At 60.4% G+C, this 20,662-nt stretch carries 17 protein-coding genes, 4 tRNA genes and 1 pseudogene; 7 read left to right on the top strand and 15 right to left on the bottom strand.

Features of this window, described 5'->3' with window-relative positions; translation table 11 throughout:
- Positions 1-221: 221 nt before the first annotated feature.
- On the bottom strand, positions 222-1,883 hold the full coding sequence (locus AB9N64_RS27460) for a M24 family metallopeptidase (RefSeq protein ID WP_019816689.1): 1,662 nt from the start codon (positions 1,881-1,883) through the stop codon (positions 222-224).
- Between the two features lie 77 nt (positions 1,884-1,960).
- On the opposite strand from AB9N64_RS27460, the gene AB9N64_RS27455 reads away from it, so the two are divergent.
- Complete coding sequence (locus AB9N64_RS27455; protein WP_019816690.1) at positions 1,961-3,451, top strand: PLP-dependent aminotransferase family protein; 1,491 nt, start codon at positions 1,961-1,963, stop codon at positions 3,449-3,451.
- 5 nt (positions 3,452-3,456) lie between these two features.
- On the opposite strand, the gene gltS is transcribed toward AB9N64_RS27455, so the two are convergent.
- From gltS to AB9N64_RS27440, 3 genes are all read right to left on the bottom strand, one after another.
- Positions 3,457-4,668: a sodium/glutamate symporter gene (gltS, locus tag AB9N64_RS27450; protein WP_014717766.1), complete on the bottom strand. Its 1,212-nt coding sequence runs from the start codon at positions 4,666-4,668 to the stop codon at positions 3,457-3,459.
- Positions 4,669-4,832: 164 nt separating this feature from the next.
- Complete coding sequence (locus tag AB9N64_RS27445; protein WP_014717765.1) at positions 4,833-5,120, bottom strand: hypothetical protein; 288 nt, start codon at positions 5,118-5,120, stop codon at positions 4,833-4,835.
- Between the two features lie 28 nt (positions 5,121-5,148).
- A complete protein-coding gene (locus AB9N64_RS27440) occupies positions 5,149-6,252 on the bottom strand; it encodes a polyamine ABC transporter substrate-binding protein (RefSeq protein WP_014717764.1) in 1,104 nt (367 codons plus the stop codon).
- Between the two features lie 137 nt (positions 6,253-6,389).
- On the opposite strand from AB9N64_RS27440, the gene AB9N64_RS27435 reads away from it, so the two are divergent.
- On the top strand, positions 6,390-7,181 hold the full coding sequence (locus AB9N64_RS27435; protein WP_014717763.1) for a LuxR C-terminal-related transcriptional regulator: 792 nt from the start codon (positions 6,390-6,392) through the stop codon (positions 7,179-7,181).
- A gap of 79 nt (positions 7,182-7,260) precedes the next feature.
- On the opposite strand, the gene AB9N64_RS27430 is transcribed toward AB9N64_RS27435, so the two are convergent.
- From AB9N64_RS27430 to AB9N64_RS27415, 4 genes are all read right to left on the bottom strand, one after another.
- Positions 7,261-7,336: transfer RNA gene (locus AB9N64_RS27430), tRNA-Gly, on the bottom strand.
- Positions 7,337-7,339: 3 nt separating this feature from the next.
- Positions 7,340-7,415 (bottom strand) — tRNA-Glu (locus AB9N64_RS27425).
- A 105-nt stretch (positions 7,416-7,520) separates the two neighbouring features.
- Positions 7,521-7,596 (bottom strand) — tRNA-Gly (locus AB9N64_RS27420).
- Between the two features lie 3 nt (positions 7,597-7,599).
- A tRNA-Glu gene (locus AB9N64_RS27415) sits at positions 7,600-7,675 on the bottom strand.
- A gap of 371 nt (positions 7,676-8,046) precedes the next feature.
- On the opposite strand from AB9N64_RS27415, the gene AB9N64_RS27410 reads away from it, so the two are divergent.
- Together AB9N64_RS27410 and AB9N64_RS27405 are read left to right on the top strand one after the other, a co-directional pair.
- On the top strand, positions 8,047-8,805 hold the full coding sequence (locus tag AB9N64_RS27410) for a hypothetical protein (RefSeq protein WP_019816693.1): 759 nt from the start codon (positions 8,047-8,049) through the stop codon (positions 8,803-8,805).
- Positions 8,806-9,093: 288 nt separating this feature from the next.
- Positions 9,094-9,906 carry an alpha/beta fold hydrolase gene (locus AB9N64_RS27405; protein ID WP_019816694.1) on the top strand — a complete coding sequence of 271 codons (813 nt, stop codon included), beginning with the start codon at positions 9,094-9,096 and terminating at the stop codon, positions 9,904-9,906.
- Positions 9,907-9,942: 36 nt separating this feature from the next.
- Here AB9N64_RS27405 and AB9N64_RS27400 read toward each other — a convergent pair whose 3' ends face one another.
- The 4 genes and pseudogenes from AB9N64_RS27400 to AB9N64_RS27385 all read right to left on the bottom strand — a co-directional run bounded on the left by AB9N64_RS27400 (position 9,943) and on the right by AB9N64_RS27385 (position 14,398).
- Positions 9,943-10,647, bottom strand: a complete 705-nt coding sequence (locus tag AB9N64_RS27400) for a methyl-accepting chemotaxis protein (protein WP_370694800.1) — start codon at positions 10,645-10,647, stop codon at positions 9,943-9,945.
- Between the two features lie 201 nt (positions 10,648-10,848).
- Positions 10,849-11,028, bottom strand: a pseudogene (locus AB9N64_RS27395) (HAMP domain-containing protein); the annotation flags it as partial.
- Positions 11,029-12,023: 995 nt separating this feature from the next.
- On the bottom strand, positions 12,024-13,436 hold the full coding sequence (locus AB9N64_RS27390; protein ID WP_019816696.1) for a PLP-dependent aminotransferase family protein: 1,413 nt from the start codon (positions 13,434-13,436) through the stop codon (positions 12,024-12,026).
- A 200-nt stretch (positions 13,437-13,636) separates the two neighbouring features.
- On the bottom strand, positions 13,637-14,398 hold the full coding sequence (locus AB9N64_RS27385; protein WP_014717758.1) for an SDR family oxidoreductase: 762 nt from the start codon (positions 14,396-14,398) through the stop codon (positions 13,637-13,639).
- A 228-nt stretch (positions 14,399-14,626) separates the two neighbouring features.
- Between AB9N64_RS27385 and AB9N64_RS27380 the strand changes: the two genes are divergently transcribed.
- Positions 14,627-15,634 (top strand): NADP-dependent oxidoreductase, encoded by a 1,008-nt coding sequence (locus AB9N64_RS27380; protein WP_014717757.1) that lies wholly within the window; start codon positions 14,627-14,629, stop codon positions 15,632-15,634.
- A gap of 123 nt (positions 15,635-15,757) precedes the next feature.
- Here the strand turns inward: AB9N64_RS27380 and pyrF are convergent, their stop codons facing one another.
- Positions 15,758-16,456, bottom strand: a complete 699-nt coding sequence (gene pyrF, locus AB9N64_RS27375) for an orotidine-5'-phosphate decarboxylase (protein WP_003190068.1) — start codon at positions 16,454-16,456, stop codon at positions 15,758-15,760.
- Between the two features lie 259 nt (positions 16,457-16,715).
- Between pyrF and AB9N64_RS27370 the strand changes: the two genes are divergently transcribed.
- Together AB9N64_RS27370 and AB9N64_RS27365 are read left to right on the top strand one after the other, a co-directional pair.
- Positions 16,716-17,480: a response regulator gene (locus AB9N64_RS27370; RefSeq protein ID WP_014717756.1), complete on the top strand. Its 765-nt coding sequence runs from the start codon at positions 16,716-16,718 to the stop codon at positions 17,478-17,480.
- Positions 17,480-18,511: a HAMP domain-containing sensor histidine kinase gene (locus tag AB9N64_RS27365; protein WP_014717755.1), complete on the top strand. Its 1,032-nt coding sequence runs from the start codon at positions 17,480-17,482 to the stop codon at positions 18,509-18,511. Before AB9N64_RS27370 ends, AB9N64_RS27365 begins: the two co-directional genes overlap by 1 nt.
- A 156-nt stretch (positions 18,512-18,667) precedes the next feature.
- Here the strand turns inward: AB9N64_RS27365 and AB9N64_RS27360 are convergent, their stop codons facing one another.
- The gene (locus AB9N64_RS27360; protein ID WP_003190063.1) at positions 18,668-19,732 is read right to left on the bottom strand and encodes an AI-2E family transporter; all 1,065 of its coding nucleotides are present in this window, start codon (positions 19,730-19,732) and stop codon (positions 18,668-18,670) included.
- Positions 19,733-19,805: 73 nt separating this feature from the next.
- Positions 19,806-20,624, bottom strand: a complete 819-nt coding sequence (locus tag AB9N64_RS27355; protein ID WP_019816697.1) for a DUF4892 domain-containing protein — start codon at positions 20,622-20,624, stop codon at positions 19,806-19,808.
- Between the last annotated feature and the right edge of the window lie 38 nt (positions 20,625-20,662).

Raw genomic sequence — 20,662 nt, 5'->3', positions numbered from 1 at the left:
GGGCCATCGAGCCAAGCACAACTCCCGACAACAACACCGCCCCAATGTGGGAGCTGTCGAGCCCCGGCGAGGCTGCGATGGCGGCGGCACAGGCACCCTCTTCAGCGCCTGAACCACCGCTTTCGCAGCCTCGCTAAAGCTCGACAGCTCCCACAGGAGATCGGCGGTGTGGGTGAGATCTCGCTTTGCAGGGCTATCGCGCCAAACACAACTTGGCAACATCAGCCTTGCAACATCAGCATGTCTTCAAAGAAACCACCGACCGGCTCCGTGGGATGGCACAGCTGTATTTCCAGCACCCAGGCCATTTCACTCGGTGGGATCTCCAGGTCAGCCAACACTTTGCTCTCGAACAACGCATGGGGGAAATCTGCAAGGCGGTGCCCTGCCAGGTTGCGTGCCAATCTCCAGCCTTTGGACAGGGCGCTCTGCTCGGCAAAGTCGTAGAGTTCACGCCCAGTCAGGCCACGCAGCCACGCCTGGCGTGTTTCATCAAACACTTCGTGCACGGCCGTTTTGCAGGCCTGGTGCAACGGCGCATCGCCGAACACAAACGTATCGCCATAGTCCCCTTCGTAGCCATCCCACACCGGGCCAAGATCGACCACGGCAATGTCATTAGCGCGCAGCCTGCGCTGACGATCAACACCCTCGCGCGGTGGGCGCACAGTGTCGGCGCCAAAACGAATGTAGGTCGGATGCCAGGTGTGCGAAGCGCCCATGGCCTGCAGTTGCCTTGCGGCCATCTCAAGGGCCTCGCCGGTGGTCATGCCGATCTTCAACTGGCTGGCAATGGCCCCCAGGGCACGCATGGATTTTTCCCGCGCAGCCAACATGCCGTCCAAGGAATAACGCGGGCCGACTTTCTCCCAGACCGGGTCGAACGACAGGGAAACCGTTTCCGCACTTGACCGACCACTGGCAACAAACGCCTCCGCGATAAACCGGTGGCTAGCCAACCCCGCTTCAAGGCAATGGGTGCGCACCTGGCTGAGCATTGCACCATTACCGCACGCATACACCTGGACCTGCTCCCAGTGATGCCCGTGACCCGATGCAACCTCCTGCACCCTGCCCTCTGATGACCGCACGGGATGCCAGCGAAAACGGGGATGCTCAAGCATCGCGTGGTCGAGGAAGGCGCTGTCATAAAAGTCCGCCGATTGCGCGCCACCCCAATACAACGTCACTTCGACATCGCGCTTGAGCGCGGTCAGTAGGATAGGCTTGATGCCCGCGTAACCAGTGCCCGTGGCAAATAGGACCACGGGCGCCGCCTCATCGTCCTGCCAGGTACAGGCACCAAACGGCCCTTCCACGTGAAGACGCTCACCCGCGCCGAGATCACCCAGGATACCCTCGGAAAAGTACCCGCCACTCACCCTTCGAATCTGGAAGATCAACCGCCCTTCATCATCGGCGGGCAGGTTGGCAACCGAAAAGCAGCGCGTGTCAGCGTCCGCCAGGCGGAACTTGAGGTATTGACCAGGCCGCACCGCCACTGGGCTTTCGGGTATCAATACCAACTCGATCACATCGGGGCCCAGCGCACGCTTGCTATGCACTTGCGCCGCCACTACCAGCGCGGGCGTATCCAGCGACCAGCCGGGAATACGCAGGCGCATGTCGCCGCAGGCGTGGCTCTGGCATAACAACATTTCATTGGCTGCCAGAGGATAAGAAGGCGCCGGCGCACCCGGCGCAAGGCGCTTGGCCCGGTACGCACCTTCGGCGACCACCACCTTGCACGAACCGCAGGCGCCACGGCGGCAGGAGAACGGCACGGCCAAGCCGCTGGCGAGCATGGCGTCGAGCAAGAGTTCATCGCCCGCTTCAAAGGTTTTCCCCGAGGGCGACAGTTCGATGACATGACGTTTATTCATAAAGACCTCGGGATAAGTAAGGCTTGATTGTTGCGCTAGACTAGGCCCATTAAAACCTCCAGATTTGGATACTTCAGATGGTCCAGATGCGTAAATGGCGTCCACTGCTCCGGCTTGAAGAAGGTGCAAGCCAGGCGACTTACCGCAAGATCGCCGAAGGCTTGGTCAATGCCATCCTCGAAGGCCGCCTGCCGCCCGGGACGTTACTGCCGGGCACGCGGGAAATGGCACACTTGCTCGACGTCAACCGCAAGACGGTGATCCTGGCCTACGAAGAAGCCATGACCAAGGGCTGGCTGATCAGCGAGCCGCGCCGTGGCACCTTCGTCAATGCGCAGTTGACACCCACGCAACTGCCCAGCGTTACACAACCGTCTTTCGCACCGCAGTTACTGCACCAACCAGCGGTACCCTATTTCACCCATAACGCCCAAGTGGTCGCGCTTGAGCATCGACACGGCGCGCTGTTTTTCGACAACGGCACCAGCGACCACCGCCTGCTGCCCCAGGCCGTTTTGCACCGTTACTATCGCCATGCATTGCGCAACAGTTTCGCCTCCAATACCGTGCGTTACGGGAGTGAGGGCACCGGCTATCATTTGCGCTGTGCCCTGGCCGAGATGCTGCGTAACAACCGTGGGCTGACGGTCACTGCCGAAAATATCTGCCTGACCCAGGGCACCCAGATGTCCCTGTACCTGAGCGCCAGCCTGCTGCTCAAGCCCGGCGACGTGGTACTGGTGGAACGCTTGAGCTACCCACCGGCCTGGGAAATTTTCCGTCAGCTCGGGGCTCAGTTGGTCACGGTCGACATCGACGATGAAGGTTGCCGCACCGACCAGGTCGAGCGCTTATGCCGTGAGCACAAGGTGCGCATGATTTACCTCACGCCCCATCACCAATTCCCCACCACCGTGAGCCTGCATGCCGCCCGCCGGCAACACTTGCTGGCGTTGGCCGCGCTGCATGATTTGTGCATTATCGAAGAGGACTACGACCACGAATATCATTTCAGTGGCCGCCCTTACCTACCGCTGGCCAGTGACCGCGCCCAACGCCATGTGCTGTATATCGGCTCGTTGTCCAAAGTGCTGGGCTCGACGTTCCGCTGCAGCTATATCGTCGCGCCCACCTCTGTGATTGAAGCCCTGCAGCGCAATGCCGCGCTGATGTTGGGCGATGCCGATGCGGTCGCTCAAGCCATGCTGGCAGACCTGATCAATGACGGGGAGTTGAAGAAGCATGTGCGCCGCGTGTCGAAAGAATATCGGGCGCGCCGATCCGTGCTGCAGGACTGCCTGGACCAGGCGTTTGGCGCTCGCATACAGGTGCGCGAACCCGAGGGGGGCTTGGCGCTATGGGTACGTTTCGAGGAAGAAATAGACGTCGATAAGTTGGCAAGCGCCGCATTGGACCACGGCGTCGTGGTGCGCAGCGGTCGTCAGTTTTCACCCAACGACCAGCCGGTAAACGCGCTGCGCCTGGGCTTTGCCTCCCTCGACCGGGATGAAATCCAGCAAGCCACGCGGCGCCTGGCCCAGGCGATGAACGCCGTAGGCAGGCGTTGAAAAACTTACCCAGCGGCCCCCAGGAACGGCAGCGCCAGGTACAATTTGATCACCACCGCATTGGCGATATCGATGAAGAACGCGCCCACCATCGGCACCACCAGAAACGCGATCTGCGAGGGCCCGAAGCGCTGCGTTACCGCCTGCATATTGGCAATCGCCGTGGGCGTTGCGCCAAGCCCGAAGCCGCAATGGCCTGCCGCCAGCACCGCCGCATCGTAGTTGCGGCCCATCACCCGGAACGTCACGAAAATCGCGAACAGCGCCATCAGCAATGCCTGTGCGGCCAGCAGAATGACAATCGGCAAAGCCAGTGCCGCCAAGTCCCAGAGCTTGAGTGACATCAGCGCCATCGCCAGGAACAACGACAAACTGACATTGCCCAGCACCGAGACTTCGCGCTCGAACACCTGATGCCAGCCGAGCATCGACAGCCCATTGCGCAGCACCACACCGACGAACAATACGCACACGAACGTCGGCAATTCGAACGCGGTGCCTTGGATGGCGGCATTCAACAAGTTGCCGCCCTGCAGACTGATCGCCACCAGCGCCAGGGTCTCGATAAACGAAAACGCGGTGATCAGGCGCTCTTCATTCGGTTGTTCGAACCCCTTGGCCAGGCTCGACTGCGGTTGCCCAATACCTGGCACCTCGACCCGCTTGATCAGAAAACGCGCCACGGGCCCGCCGATCAGGCCACCGAGCACCAGGCCAAAGGTCGCCGAGGCAATCGCCAGTTCAGACGCAGACGCCACGCCATACTGCTCACTGAACACCGCGCCCCAGGCCGCACCGGTGCCATGCCCACCGGACAAGGTCACCGAACCCGCAAGCAGGCCCATCAATGGGTCAAGCCCGAGCGCCGAGGCCAGCGCGATACCCATGGCGTTTTGCACCACCAGCAAGCCCGTTACCACCAGCAGAAACACCGCCAGGATCCGCCCGCCTTTCTTCAGGCTGGCAAAATCGGCGTTCAAACCGATGGTGGCAAAGAACGCCAGCATCAAGGGGGTTTGCAATGAAGGATCGAAGCGTACTTCGATATCGGCAAACCCGCGCAACGCCAGGAGCAGCATGGCGACCAACAGGCCACCGGCTACGGGTTCCGGAATGTTGTAGGTACGTAAGAAGCCGATGCGAGCCACAAGCCCGCGCCCCAGCAATAGCACCAGTGAAGCGGCAACGAGGGTTGAATAGAAATCGAGTTGAAGCATCCGGTCAGTTCTCTGAAGTGGACAAGGAGAATGGGTGGCCAGAGTAGAGAGCACAGGGCGAAAAGGCATCCACCCTACAAAAAACACAGACTTTCCCTACAAGCTTCACAATAATAACCTACAACCGCCTGCACCTCGCCCATCCAGAGATACGCACAGTAGACTTATCGACGACGCCTTCGCAGCAGAGGCCAGTTTGAGGCGATCTCACCCGGCTCAGCGTCACGCCCTGCGACTCGCACCAGGTCTGGAAACTCAAGCAACAGGGCACGATTGCCCCGGCCAATGTGCTCCATCACCGCCAGGGTAATGTTTTCCCGCACCATGCCCGTCGAAACGTAGTACATGGCCCAGGCCTGTTCTGGCGTACACAGGCCGATCTGCTCTTCAATCTCTTTGTAGGCCTTGTAGTCGTCCGACTCTAAATAGCGCTGATCACCACCCTGGCGCATGCTGTCTCCCTCCCCGACCTCGTCCCCGTCACGTACCGCTTTTGACCTTGGTCCAGACTCGTGTGCGAATGCGCTCCGCCTTCAGCGGCAAGGGCTCAAGCGGAACCAGTGTGGCCATGGTCTTTTTATCGGGATAGATCCAAGGATTATCCCGCAACTTTTGTTCGACGAACTCAGTGGCGTCTTTATTGGCGTTGGGATAGAGCATGTAGTTGGATGTCTTGGCTATCACCTGTGGCCGCAGCATGTAGTTGATGAACGCCAGAGCTGCCTTTGGGTGGCGAGCGTCCTTGAGCAACACCCAGTTTTCAGACCAGACCAAGGCGCCTTCGCGCGGCAGGCTGTAGGCAATCTTGCGGCCACTGTTGGACTTTTCATTAATCGCCTGCGCCGCCAGGGCACCATTGGCCCAGCCGACGACTGCACAGATATTGCCGTCCGCCAGGTCGGTGTCGATTCTGGACGAATCGAAATAGAGCACATAGGGGCGGATTTTCAACAACAGCGCCTGGGCCTTCTGGTAATCCTCTGGATCGGTACTGTTGCTGGGCAGCCCCAGGTAGTGCAAGGCAATGGAAATGATCTCGCTGGGGGAGTCGAGCATGGCCACGCCACAAGACTTGAGCTTGCTGATGTTTTCTTCTTTGAAGATCAGGTCCCAGCTGTCCACCGGGGCGTCATCGCCCAGCGCCGCCTTGACTTTATCCACGTCGTAGCCAATGCCGGTGGTGCCCCAGACATAGGGCACGGCGTAGCGGTTACCGGGGTCATTGACCGCCAGCAGGGAGAGGATGTCAGGGTCGATGTGCGAAAGGTTACTCAACTGCGCGCGATCCAGCGGCTGCAGCACCCCGGCCTTGATCAAGCCCGGCAATACATTGGAGGTGGCCACCACCAGGTCATAGCCGGTGCGCCCAGCCATGACCTTGCTCTGCATGATTTCGGCGCTGTCGAAAGCATCCATATGCAGCTTGATGCCGGTCTCCTGCTGGAATTGCTTGGGCGTCTGCGGTTCAAGAAACCCGAACCAGTTATACAGATACACCGAAGATTCAGCGGCGGCTGCGGGCGTGCTGATTGCAGCGCCCATAAGCGAAGCTAAAAAAATAGCTCGCAAGTGTGCTCGACTCATATGACTATCCCTGTCCACACGACGCGCCCTCATGGCTATCGTAAGCTCGGGGTGAATATACCGAGCCTCGACGAATAGTAAATACCTACAAGTACTTAGCTCTGGCCTGCAAAGCCCTAACCCTAAAGGGGTAGAACATGTCGCTTGACCTTCATAGCCTGGCTTGGCACCGATCGGTTGGAAAACTGATCATGCAGCTCAATCGCCCTGAGTTCTGGAGTTCGTTGATTCGCGTATTGAATGAATATGTGCAGATAGACAATTGGGTGGTGCTGGTTTTTGGCGACCACGCAGTGCGTGTGATCAGCCTGCCCGAAGTAGCAGACAGCGAAGAAATCGACGCCTTTATTCACCGCTATGTGAAAGGCCTGTATCTGCTGGACCCGTTTTATATCGCTGATCGAGAAAACCCACAGAGCGGGTTCTTCCATCTGCTCGACATTGCGCCGGAACACTTCCGGGAAACCGAGTACTACCAGCAATATTTCGCGCAATACATCTCGGTCGATGAGGCGCAATACAATGTAAGGCTCGATGCCGGTACAACGCTGTGCATGTCGTTTGGCAGCAACCTGCGATTCACCCAGGCGCAGATAACGGTATTGGACATGATCAAGCCGTGGGTAACGGCAATGATGCATCAACGCATGGGCTTTGAAACTGACCCGGCAAAAAATCTTGCCGAGCCGGCCCCATGGGCTGAGGCACTTACTCAGTTGGAAGCACAAGTAACGGCACGTGAAAAGGACGTACTCAAGTTACTGCTCAGTGGGTTCTCCAACAAAGAGATCGCCGGCAAGCTGTCGCTGTCGACGGAAACCATCAAGGTTCACCGCCGCAACATCTACAGCAAGCTGAATATCAAATCGCAGTCCGAACTGTTTGCGCGGTTTTTTATGCCACGGCAGGAGATTCCTTCGACGCTTTGAACGGGGGCGGTGCGCTGGCGAAGTAAATTGCGCACAAACAAAAACGCCGATCATCACTGATCGGCGTTTTCGTTAAATATGGAGCGGGAAACGAGACTCGAACTCGCGACCCCGACCTTGGCAAGGTCGTGCTCTACCAACTGAGCTATTCCCGCAAATGGCGTCCCCTAGGGGACTCGAACCCCTGTTACCGCCGTGAAAGGGCGGTGTCCTAGGCCACTAGACGAAGGGGACACGCTACTGAAACACATGGTGTGTGTTCCAGTGCCCAGAGGCCTTGTCCGAAGACTTGGTCCTGGTTTCACTCAATGCCGCCCGAAGGCCACACTGCTTGTAAATTGGAGCGGGAAACGAGACTCGAACTCGCGACCCCGACCTTGGCAAGGTCGTGCTCTACCAACTGAGCTATTCCCGCATATGGCGTCCCCTAGGGGACTCGAACCCCTGTTACCGCCGTGAAAGGGCGGTGTCCTAGGCCACTAGACGAAGGGGACACACGTACAACATTCACTCCCTACCGCGTTTCGCTGTGTGCTTTACGCTGTAAGTGGCGCGCATTCTATGGATGGATTGAAAGGTCGTCAACCCCCAAGGATAAATTTATTTAAATCAATGACTTCGCCATGGTTTCACGGCCTTCGCGGGCATTGGCACCGTCCGAGCCTTGACGCCTATATTCTGGCGTTCGACAAGACGCTATAGTTCACCCAGGCAAATGATGGCAATGTGCATCCATTCAGGGAACGCCTACCTATATAGAAGAAATCACCTGGGCAACTGGTCGATCGGTCCTATCCGCCGGATGACCCAGTCACTACACTCCACAGCAAACCCTATTAAAGAGGTCACACCAGTGACACCACTCATGATCACCCTGCTGGTAATAGCCGGGATCGTAATACTGATCGCCATTGGCTACATGAACCACGTGGTGGAAAACAACAAGCTGGAAAAGAAGCGTACCGAGATCGAGCTTAACGATCGGCTGCGTCGCTGCGGTGAAATTACCGAGACCTTCCCCGGCCAACTGATGACCCCAGCGCTCAAGCTATTGCTGGCTCGCCTGGAACTGAACGTCAACCAGCGCCTGTTGAATCTCAACAAGTCCAGCACACCGCTCAAGGCGCGTATCACCGAACTGAATGCGCTGATCGCCCAAGGCGAATCGATTCCGGTGGCCAACCCACCGGCACCGATCCAGACCGAGGCCAAGGCCAAGGACGTGCGCTTCCTGCTCGAAGCCCTGCACGGCCAAGTCACCCGCGCCGCGCAGGATGGCTTCCTGCCGACCAACGAAGCCAAGCACTGGATCAAGGAAATCCGTCATATCCTGGTGCTGCTGCACATCGAGTTTTTCAACAACCTCGGCCAGCACGCCCTGCTGCAAGGCCAACCCGGCCAGGCACGCCTGGCGTTCGAGCGCGGCGTGCAGTACCTGCGCAAACAGCCGGAGCCGGTGCTCTACAGCGCCCAGTTGCAACTGCTGGAGTCCCAATTGGCGCGCGCCAACTCCACAGTGCTGACCAACAGCCAGCCTGCCGAGGACGAAGTCAACGAGTTGACCGAGGGCTTGAAAGTCGTCGACGCCGATGCCGAGTGGAAGAAGAAAGCTATCTACGATTGATGGCATCGCGAACGCAATGCTCAAAGCAACGAACATCAAAGCTGGCTTGCCTGCGAAGACGTCGGCTCAGCAACATTGATGTTGACTGACACACCGCTTTCGCGAGCAAGCCCGCTCCCACAGTGGGATTGTGGGGTGTCAGGTAGGTGAGCATCGGCTGGCAGGCCTTCATCGCAGGCAAGCCAGCTCCCACAGTGAAATCATCACATGCCATCAATGTGCACCTATCCTCCTGCCCCCGACTAGCGTAAAAAAGTGCCCCTCACTCCGTGAAACTAGAGGCCTGTTATGCCTGTCGCCGTGATTGATGGACAACCGCTGCACTATATCGACCAGGGCGCCGGCCCCGTCGTGCTACTGGGTTCGAGTTACCTGTGGGCCAGCGACATGTGGGCGCCGCAGATTGAAGCGCTGTCGCGGCAGTACCGCGTGATCGTCCCCGAGTTGTGGGGCCACGGTGAGTCCGGGCCGTTGCCAGCAAACACCCATTCCCTGGATGACCTCGCCCGCCAGGCCCTGGCGCTGCTGGATCACCTGAGCATCGAACAAGCCAACCTGGTGGGCCTCTCGGTCGGCGGCATGTGGGGCGCACGCCTGGCGCTGCTGGCTCCCGAGCGCATCAACAGCGTGGTGCTGATGGACACTTACCTCGGGGCTGAACCCGAAGCAACGCGCCAGTACTATTTCTCGCTGTTCAAGATGATTGAAGACGCCGGGGCGATCCCCGAACCGTTGCTGGATGTGATCGCACCGATCTTCTTCCGCCCGAACATCGACCGCGAATCCGCGCTGTACCAGGACTTTCGCCAGTCACTGCAAGGCTTCCCCAAAGAACGCTTGCTGGACAGTATCGTGCCACTGGGCCGCCTGATCTTCAGCCGCAAAGACATCTTGGCGCACTTACCTGCATTGGACTCCGACACCACCCTGGTGATGTGCGGCGAGCAGGACAAACCCCGGCCACCCGCCGAGTCCGAGGAAATGGCCGACCTGATCGGTTGCAGCCTGATCCTGATCCCCGAAGCCGGGCATATCTCCAGCCGCGAGAACCCGGATTTCGTCAACGAGGCGCTGCTGACCTTCCTCGCCAACCACGCCTGATCGCCCTGCCCTCAGATCGCAGCGTCTACGCTGCGATCAAAGGCGGAAATGCCCCACCATCCCCTTGAGTTGCGCGCCCAACTGCGCCAACTGGATGCTCGAGGCGGCATTGCCTTGCATGCTCAACGCAGAATGATCGGCACTCGCCCGAATACTGGTGACACTGCGGTTGATCTCTTCGGCCACCGAGCTTTGCTCCTCGGCGGCGGCGGCGATCTGTTGGTTCATCTGCTGGATCAATGAAACAGCCGCCGCAATGCTGCCCAAGGCCCCTTCGGTCTCCAGTGCATCACTGACCGCCAGTTTCACCAGCTCGCCACTCTGCTGGATCTGCTGCACCGAGGACTGCGCCGCACTGCGCAGCGTGCTGACCAGCCGTTCGATTTCCTCGGTCGATTGTTGGGTGCGCTTGGCCAGTGCCCGCACTTCATCGGCCACCACCGCAAAGCCACGGCCCTGCTCACCGGCACGCGCCGCCTCAATCGCAGCGTTCAAAGCCAGCAAGTTGGTCTGTTCGGCCACGCTCTGGATCACGCTCAAGACGGTACCTATATTCTGGATTTGCGCGCTGAGGCTTTCGATGCTGGCGCTGGCACTGTTGCTCGACGTCGCCAGCAATTCGATACGCTGAAGGCTCATGCGTACCACCTGTTGGCCGCTATCGACTTTGGCATCCGCGGTCTGCGCGGCTTGGGCCGCCTGCTCGGCATTGCGTGCCACATCGTGCACCGTGGCGGTCATCTGGTTCATCGCCGTGGCGACTTGCTCGGTTTCGTCCTTCTGGTTGCTGACTTCGGCAGTGGTTTGCTCGGTGACGCTGGACAATGAATGCGCGGAGCTGGCGAGCTGTTCGATCCCCGCCTGCAACCCGCTGACCATCTGGCTCAAGCTATTGCTCATCTGCTGCATCGCCTGCATCAACTGGCCGATTTCATCACGACGGCTGATCTCCATGCGCCCACTCAGGTCACCCGAGGCGATCTGCTGGGCCACGGCGATCACCGCGCGCAACGGCGCAACAATCAAGCGAGTGATCACCCATGCAGCGATCAAGCCCACCAGCAGCGCCAGGGCGGATGAGCCGATGATCAGCAACGTGCTGTGCTGCAACTGTGTTTGCATGGACTGGTCTTCGGCGGCATACGCCTGGTTGACCCGGCTGACCACTTGCTCGGCGCGGTCATGCAATTGCGTGTAGACCACTTTTTCCTGGGCCAGCAGCCCGGTGTATTCGCCGAGCTTTTCACTGAACGACGCGATATGCCCGGCGACTTCGTTGAGCACGGTCTGGTAGCCGGGGTCCTTGACCGTGGTTTTGAGTGTCTCGACTTCAGCCAGGGCCTGGTCGGCTTGCTCGATCTTGCCCTGCGCGGCGTCGTCTGCGTCCGCCCTGCGGCTCTGATCCAGGCGCACCCGCGCTTCGTTCATGGCCTGCAACATCAGCCGCGACACCTGGCTGACCTGCCCTGCCTGCTCGATAAACGCCGCGCCCTCCTTGCCTTGGCTTTCCTTGAGGCCATAGGCGCCGTCGTCCGCCAGCCCGGCTTGCAGCACATCCAGGTTATTGGCCACGCTGGACACCGACCAACTGGCCATTTCCAGGGCGAGGTCTTTGGTCTGGGTCAACTCGACGAACTCATCGAATGCCTGGCGATAGGCGACCAAAGCTTGCTCAACATCACCCATCACTCGCTCGTTGCTGGCGGACCGTGCCTTGAGACGCGTGGCCTGGGCCATCAGCGCATCGACACTGGCATGCAGGGCCTCAACGGCCTTGGGGTCGGCGTGCAACGCATAGTCTTGCTCGATCAAGCGCACCTTGAGCAGGTCGCTGTTGAGCGTCGACATCGACGTAAGGCCCTCGAAGCGCTGGCCGATGGTCTGCAGGGACCACACACCGATGGCCGCTACCAGGGCCGTCAACAGCAGTACCAGGGTAAAACCCAAGCCGAGTTTTTTTGCCATACCGAGGTTGGCGAAACGTCGTTGCACGCCCGAAATCATTGCACTTGATCCTCTTGCGATGGCAAATGCCATAAGCCAGGTTTACAAGCAGCGAGATTCGCAACCCCGAGGCACTGAGCACAAGCCGCTGGCGCCGGAATAATGGCAAAAAGCTACATGTGCGTCGTTTTCAGAATGGTCGAGGTCGATCTCGCTGCACCCATAGCGCGGAACAGCGTCAATGCGCGTTGATCAGCGGCATAGGCCACATTGATGCGCAGCCATTCGCTGCGCTCACCCGTGGGGCTGAACAACGCACCCGGCGACAGCAACACACCCAGCCGCTGGGCGCAGGCTTGCAATCGCAAGGGGTCGGCCAAGCCTGGTCGTGCCCACAGGAACATCCCGCCCGCGGGTGCGGCAAATACCTGCCACTCTTCATCCTCCAGCACCTGCAGAGTGGCAGCCATCTGCGCAGTCAGGCGCTTGCGCAGGCGCTGCATCCACTTACGGTAAGTGCCGTTACTCAGCAACGTCGCCACCATGGCTTCGGCAAACCGTGAGGTGCCGATGCCTGTCAGGGTCTTGAGCTGGACCAATTGCGTGATGATCGCGGCATTGGCGCACAGGTAACCCACGCGCAGGGCACTGCTCAGTGTCTTGGAAAAGCTCGACACATAGATCACCCGCTCATCATGGGCAAGCGCCGACAAGCGTGTGCAACTGGCATGTTGCAGGTCGCCGTAAACGTCCTCTTCGATAATCAGGAAGTCGCGCTCGCGTGCCAACTCCAACAAGCGCTCCGCCACCGGACGACTCAAACTGGTCCCCGTGGGGTTGTGATACAGGCTGTTGATGAACAGGCACTTGGGCCGGTGGATGTGCAGCAGCGCTTCCAATGCCGGAATATCCGGGCCACCACGGGTGCGCGGCACTTGCAGCAGCGTAACGCCCTGAAAGGCCAGTTGGCGATAGAGATTGCCATACCCGGGTGTCTCGACCACCACCTTATCACCTGGCTTGAGCAGCGTGCGTATCAGCAGGTCCTGGGCATGGCTGGCGCCGTGGGTGGTGAGAATACGGTCCAGGCTGGTGGGCACGTGTATCTGGGTCAGGCGTTTGAGCAGTTGTTCGCGCAACGCCGGCAACCCCAAGGGTGTGCTGTAGTTGAACAGGCCGCCAGTGTCGGTACGGCTCAGTTCGCGGACCGCGTAGTTGATGTCATCGCTTTCGCGCCAGGTGTCGGGTAGCCAGCCGCAGCCCAGCTTCAGCTGGCCCAGTGGGCCATCGGTAAATGCCCCCCAGCCCTGTTCCGCACCCTCATACCAATGGTTTTCGTGGACCGTCGTGGGTGACGCCACCACAAACCCCGAGCCATGTCGGGGGGCCAGCAGCCCCTGGGCCACCAATCGTTCGAATGCCTCGATCACACTGGCCTGGCTCAGCAGGTTATCGAGGGCCAATTGGCGAATGGACGGCAAGCGTGTGCCAGGGCTCACCCCCTCCTTGCGAATCCATTCTGCCACCGCGCTGACGATCTGCTGAACAACCGGTACCAGGGCTTGTCGATCGATCCCTAAATCCATGAGCCACTCACTTCAACTGTCTGTTAACCCAAAACAGTTAAGCACAGAAGCTCAGTAAAACCGGCCGCCAACTTTTATTAAAGTATTGATTTTATTGGGTTATTTACCTAGTGAAACATATTCGGGCGCAGCCCACTGCCCGCCATGGAAACGCCCCACAGCACCTGGCTCTGTTTTCGAATGCCACGCGACCTGCCGTCCTAGATCGCTGTCGCGCCGCCGTCCACCGCCAGGGCCTGACCGGTGGTAAATGCTGCGCCATCACTGCACAGGTACAACACGGCGCTGGCGATTTCCTCAACCTTGCCAATGCGTCCGACCGGGTGCATGGCGGCGGCAAACTCAGCCTTGCGTGGGTCGGCCTCATAGGCGCGGCGAAACATGTCGGTATCAATCACGGCCGGGCAGACCGCATTCACGCGGATTTTCTTCTTCGCATACTCGATGGCCGCCGACTTCGTCAGCCCGATCACCGCATGCTTGGACGCCGCATAGATGCTCATCTTCGGTGCCGCCCCCAACCCCGCCACCGATGCGGTGTTGACGATGGCCCCACCGCCCTGGGCCAACAGCAACGGCAGCTGATACTTCATGCACAGCCACACGCCTTTGACGTTAACCCCCATGATCGCATCGAACTCATCAAGACTGCCGTCGGCCAGCTTGCCCTTCTCGATCTCGATGCCGGCGTTGTTGAAGGCGTAGTCCAGGCGTCCATAGGTGGCGACGGTCTGAGCCATCAATTGCTGCACGTCCGCGTCGAGCGTGACGTTGCAGCGCACAAATATCCCTTCGCCACCGGCCTGGTGGATCAATGCCACAGTGCCCTCACCTCCCGCCACATCAAGGTCAGCGACCACCACCTTCAAGCCTTCGGCGGCGAATGCCAGCGCGGTGGCGCGGCCAATACCAGCGGCGGCGCCGGTCACCAAGGCGACCTGGCCGGAAAACGTCATGCTCATGGGAACTGTCCTGTGGGGTTAGTAGCGATGGAGCGAGTCTAGCCAACGCCGGGAGCCGCACGTCAGCACTATCAGAAGGCCGGTTGGCGCTGCATGAATCGCAGTGATAAAGCGGACCGGCTGATTATCAATGAGGCCTATTGCCGGGCATTCGCCTGCGCCGCACACCCTTGCCCTTCTGCCACTGAGGGTCTATCACTCATGTTCCATTTCTAAAGAGTCCTTGCCATGACCGCCCAGACCAACCGCCAATTTCTGCTCGCCAAACGCCCGGTCGGTGCCGCCACGCGCGAGACCTTCACTTACCAGGAAGTACCGGTGGGCGAACCCCAGGAAGGCCAGGTGCTGGTGCGCAATGAATACCTGTCCCTCGACCCGGCCATGCGTGGCTGGATGAATGAAGGCAAGTCCTACATCCCACCAGTAGGCATCGGCGAAGTGATGCGCGCCCTGGGCGTAGGCAAGGTGATTGCCTCGAAGCATCCGAACTTCGCGGTGGGGGACTACGTGAACGGTGCACTGGGCGTGCAGGATTACTTCCTTGGCGAGCCCCGTGGTTTCTATAAGGTGGACCCCAAGCTAGCGCCCCTGCCCCGCTACCTGTCCGCCCTGGGCATGACCGGCATGACGGCGTACTTTGCCCTGCTGGACACCGGCGCACCGAAAACCGGTGACACCGTGGTGATCTCTGGTGCTGCCGGTGCCGTGGGTAGCATCGCCGGGCAGATCGCCAAGCTCAAAGGCTGTCGCGTGGTGGGGATCGCCGGTGGCGCCGAAAAGTGCAAGTTCCTGGTGGATGAGCTGGGCTTCGACGCCGCCATCGACTACAAAAACGAAGACGTGCCCGCCGCCCTCAAGCGCGAGTGTCCCAAAGGCGTGGACGTGTATTTCGATAACGTCGGCGGGGATATTCTCGACGCCGTGCTCAGCCGCCTGGCGCTCAAAGCCCGCGTAGTGATTTGCGGCGCAATCAGCCAGTACAACAACAAGGAAGCGGTCAAAGGTCCGGCCAACTACCTGTCATTGCTGGTCAATCGTGCGCGCATGGAAGGCTTTGTGGTGATGGACCACGCGGCGAACTTCGCGGCGGCGGGCCAGGAAATGGCCGGCTGGATGGCCCAGGGCAAGCTCAAGAGCAAGGAAGATATTGTCGAAGGGCTGGAGACATTCCCGGAAACGCTGATGAAGCTGTTCAATGGCGAGAACTTCGGGAAGTTGGTGCTCAAAGTCAGCTGAAACAACACAAAAACAAATGTGGGAGCTGGCTTGCCTGCGATGCAAGCAACTCGGTTTCTAAGTGATACCGAGTTGATACTATCGCAGGCAAGCCAGCTCCCACATTTTTGCTCACTCTAAAAATCAGGCGATCTCGGCGACGACCGCTGCCAACGCCTTGGCAGGATCCGCCGCCTGGCTGATCGGACGGCCAATCACCAGGTAATCCGAGCCCGCATCCAGGGCCTGGCGTGGGGTCAGGATGCGGCGTTGGTCATCCTGGGCGCTGCCGGTGGGACGGATACCCGGTGTCACCAGTTGCAACGACGGGTGAGCGTTCTTCAAGGCCTGGGCTTCCAGGGCCGAACACACCAGGCCGTCGAGGCCGGCTTTCTGCGCCAGGGCTGCCAGGCGCAACACCTGAACCTGCGGCTCGATATCCAGGCCAATACCTGCCAGGTCTTCACGCTCCATGCTGGTGAGCACGGTTACACCGATCAACAACGGTTTTGGGCCGCTGCGCTGTTCCAGCACTTCGCGGCAGGCGCTCATCATCCGCAGGCCACCGGAGCAGTGCACATTGACCATCCACACGCCCATCTCGGCCGCGGCTTTGACGGCCATCGCCGTGGTGTTGGGGATGTCATGGAATTTCAGGTCCAGGAACACTTCGAAGCCTTTGTCACGCAGGGTGCCGACGATTTCCGCCGCGCAACTGGTAAACAGTTCCTTGCCGACCTTGACCCGGCAAAGCTTGGGGTCCAACTGGTCAGCCAGCTTCAGTGCGGCGTCACGGGTGGGGTAATCCAGGGCGACGATGATAGGAGTCTGGCAGACGGACATTGGAATGGGCTCTCAGGCAAGTCGAAATCGGCGCGGATTGTAGCGCAAGCAGCGCCGTTGCGGGATCCGATGATCGGTAAATACTGATCAAGCGCCCAATACCGGCGATTCAGAGCAATTGTTTCAACCCCGATACATTCACGACACGCCCCCAATACGCCGCCCGGCTAGCCTCGCGCACATGACCGTCCGCCCAGCACTTCCAGCCCTGGAACTGGGCGCCTATGCTGACAGCCACACTCAGGCAGATGACCTCGCTATGCATACCCCTTGCGACCCTGTAAACGAAGCGCCAAAAGACGCGGTGATCGCCGAAGACAAGCGCTGGAATACTCGCGCGCTGATTGTCGACGACGACGTGCCGATCCGCGAACTGCTGATCGACTACCTGGCACGCTTCAATATTCTCGCCTCGGGCGTCACCGACGGCACCGCCATGCGCCAGGCCATGCAAGCGGAGACCTTCGATGTGGTGGTGCTCGACCTGATGCTGCCGGGCGAAGACGGGCTGACATTGTGCCGCTGGCTACGCGCCGAGTCGGATATTCCGATTTTGATGCTCACCGCCCGCTGCGAACCTACCGACCGCATTATCGGCCTGGAACTGGGCGCCGATGACTATATGTCCAAGCCGTTCGAGCCGCGGGAGTTGGTCGCGCGTATCCAGACCATCCTGCGCCGGGTGCGTGATGACCGCACCGAACAGCGGGCCAATATCCGTTTCGACACTTGGCGCCTGAACAGCGTGCTGCGCCAGCTGGTGGCCGATGATGGCCTGGTGGTGCCGTTGTCCAACGCCGAGTTTCGTTTGTTGTGGGTGTTTATCGAACGCCCCCGCCGTGTGCTGAGCCGCGAACAGCTGCTGGACGCGGCCCGTGGGCGTTCCATCGAGGCCTTTGATCGCAGCATCGACCTGCTGGTGTCGCGCCTGCGCCAGAAGCTGGGGGATGACCCCAAGGCTCCGCAATTGATCAAGACGGTACGCGGCGAAGGCTACCTGTTCGACGCCCGGGATATCGGTTGATGCGCGCGCCCTTCAACACGCTGTTCGGGCGACTGTTCGGCCTGTTGCTGGTGGCGATTGTGCTGGCCCATGTGCTGGCGTTCTTCTGGTTCCACCACTACGGCCCGCCGCCACCACCCCGCGCGGCCTTCGTCGAACAACCAGATGGCAGCCTCACGCCCTTGCGCAAAGCGCCTCGCCCCTGGTTCGGCGGCCCGGTGGTGCCCCTGACATTTCAATTTATCTCGCTGATCATCGCTGCCTGGTACGGCGCCAAACTGCTGAGCCGGCCAATCCAGCGCCTGAGCGCAGCGGCCGAGCGCCTGAGCGTCGACCTCGACAGCCCGCCCCTGGTGGAAACCGGCCCTCGCGAAGCACGCCAAGCGGCCTCGACCTTCAACCTGATGCAAAAGCGCATCCGCGAACAAGTCAGCCAGCGCGCACGCATGCTCGGCGCGGTCTCCCACGACCTGCGCACCCCGCTCTCGCGCCTCAAGTTGCGCCTGGAACAAATCGAAGACCCCAAGCTGCAAGGCCAGATGCGCCAGGACCTGGACGACATGATCGGCATGCTCGATGCCACCTTGAGCTACCTGCACGAACAGCGCACCAGCGAGACACGGCATTGGCTCGATGTACAGGCGTTGGTGGAATCCCTGAGTGAAAACGCCCAGGACCAAGGCCGCGACGTGCAGTTTGCCGGCACCTGTACACCGTTGCAGGTACAGCCGATGGCCCTGCGTTCATGCCTGAACAATTTGATCGATAACGCCCTGCGCTATGCCGGCACCGCCCGGGTGGAACTGGCCGACAGCCGCGGTGCGTTGGTAATCCGGGTGATCGACCACGGCCCGGGAATCGCCGCCGATAAGCGCGAAGCGGTGTTCGAGCCGTTCTTTCGCCTGGAAGGGTCGCGCAACCGCAATTCCGGAGGGGTCGGTTTGGGGATGACCATTGCCAGGGAGGCCGTCGAGCGACTCGGCGGCCACCTGAGCCTGGAAGATACACCGGGCGGTGGGTTGACGGCGGTGATGTGGTTGCCGAGGGTTTAAGCACTCCCATTTACCTGACGCGCCGCGATCCAAATGTGGGAGCTGGCTTGCCTGCGATTGCGCAGTGTCAGTCGATGAAGTGTTGGCTGGCCCACCGCTATCGCAGGCAAGCCAGCTCCCACAAGTACCGCGGCGCACCACAGTTAGGTACACCCATCAGTTACACGGTTTGTCTTCACGACGCACTTGCGCCTGGCTCGCGCTCCAGTCTGTCAACAGGCTGTAGGCCACCGCCAGCAACGTCGGGCCAATAAACAGGCCGATAAAGCCGAACGCTATCAACCCGCCAAATACACCCAACAACACAATCACCAACGGCAGGTTGCCGCCACGGCTGATCAGGTACGGCTTGAGCACGTTATCCACGCCGCTGATCACGAACGTGCCCCACACGCCCAGGAATACCGCGTAGGTGTAGTCGCCCTTCCACGCCAGCCACGCCGTGGCCGGGATCCACACCAGCGGCGGCCCCATGGGAATAAGGCTGAGCAGGAAAGTCACGATACCCAGCACCAGCGCGCCCGGTACGCCGGCGATCAGAAAGCCGATCAGCGCCAGCAGCGCCTGGGCCGCAGCGGTGCCGATCACACCATTGACCACTCGCTGTACCGTGCCAGCCACCAGTTCGATGTAATAGCCGGCGCGTTCGCCGATCAGGCGCTCCAACAGGCGGTGCACAAACATCGCCAGGCGCGGCCCGTCACGGTAGAAAAAGAATACGAAGACCAGGCTCAGGGTCAGCTCGAGAATGCCGCCGCCAATTTGCGCACTGCGCGCCAACAACCAATTGCCGACCTGGCCCAGGTACGGCTTGATGCTCACCATCAGCGCCGCGCCTTGTTGATCAATGCTGTCCCAGGTCGCCACCAGGCGCTCGCCTACGAAGGGGATCGACCCCAACCAGGTCGGCGCCTCGGGCAAGCCGTCGACCTGGATGTCCTTGATCAGCGCCACCGCATCACGCACATGGTCCGCCAGGTTGAACCCCAGCCATACCAATGGCACCGCCACCAGCAACATCCAGCCCAACGTCAAGATGCCAGCGGCCAGGGACTCCCGGCCGCCGAGCCAACGGGTGAGCAAACGCATCAGCGGCCAGCTGGCAAATGCCAGCACCGCGCCCCAGAACAGCGCCGACCAGAACGGCGCCATGACCCAGAAGCTGGCACCAAACAGCACCAGCAGCAGGATTTGCACCAGCAGGCGATCGTTATTGAGCATCGGGTATCTCGAGAAGAAGGCTGTAGGAAGAGAGCTTAGGCGAACGGCGCGGGTCCGTTCGCCCGTGTGATGCTTAGCGTATCAGATGCAGATGCAGCCCTTGGGTTTCACCGGCGCCGGTTTCCAGACGGGCGGTGCGCACGCCCTTCTCCACCAGCGCCTGGCGCCAGGCCTCGGTGTGCGGCCCGCTCAGGCTCACGCGCAGGGTGGTGTCGAGGTTCAAGGCACGGGATATCAAGGTCAGCCAGGTGTCATCAGGCTCGGCGCCCAGCGCGGGGAAATCCAGCTCGCCGGTGCTTTTGAGTTCACGCAGCAGGGTGGCCGAGGTGGGCAGCAGGTTGCCCAGAGGCGCGCTGGCGTCGAGTTGCTCCACATGCAGGTAGGCGCGACGGTTACCGCGGGTAATGCCATACAGCGCGACCAGGGAATTGTCCTGCGGGGCGGCCAGGCGAAGCAGCAGGTACTCCTGTTGGCCGTCGGCGCCCACTAGCTTGGCGTTACCAAACACCTCGTTGGCCCACAGGCTGCTTTCGCCACAATCGCGGGCCTTGCACCAGAACAACAACTGCGCGCCCTTGGCCTGCAAGGCTTCGCGTGTTGCGGTAAAGGCGGCGCTGGAGCTGTGTTCGGCGGGTAGTTCATAGGTGATGGCAGTGGCTGGGCCGCGTGCGATGGCCTGGCCTTCGTAGCGCAACTGGCCGCTGATCTTGCGGATTGCGCCCATGGGGTAGATGCGTTCCTTGTCTTCAGCGGGGCGGTAATCGACGATTTGCGCATCAACCTGACGGGCTACCGCCGGTAGATCCTGGCTGCCGGGCAGATCGGCGGCAAATACCAGGGGGCTGAAACAGCAAAGGCCTAGGGCACGGATACATCCTTTACCCAGGCTCATCGGATCAGCGAGCCCTGGCCAATGGTGGTCACAGCGAT

It is taken from the genome of Pseudomonas sp. KT_2_4, from assembly GCF_041410225.1.
GTDB classification, from domain to species: Bacteria; Pseudomonadota; Gammaproteobacteria; order Pseudomonadales; family Pseudomonadaceae; genus Aquipseudomonas; species Aquipseudomonas paracarnis.
The sequence above is the reverse complement of the archived record's forward strand: the minus strand, read 5'-3'. Positions and strand labels throughout refer to the sequence as shown.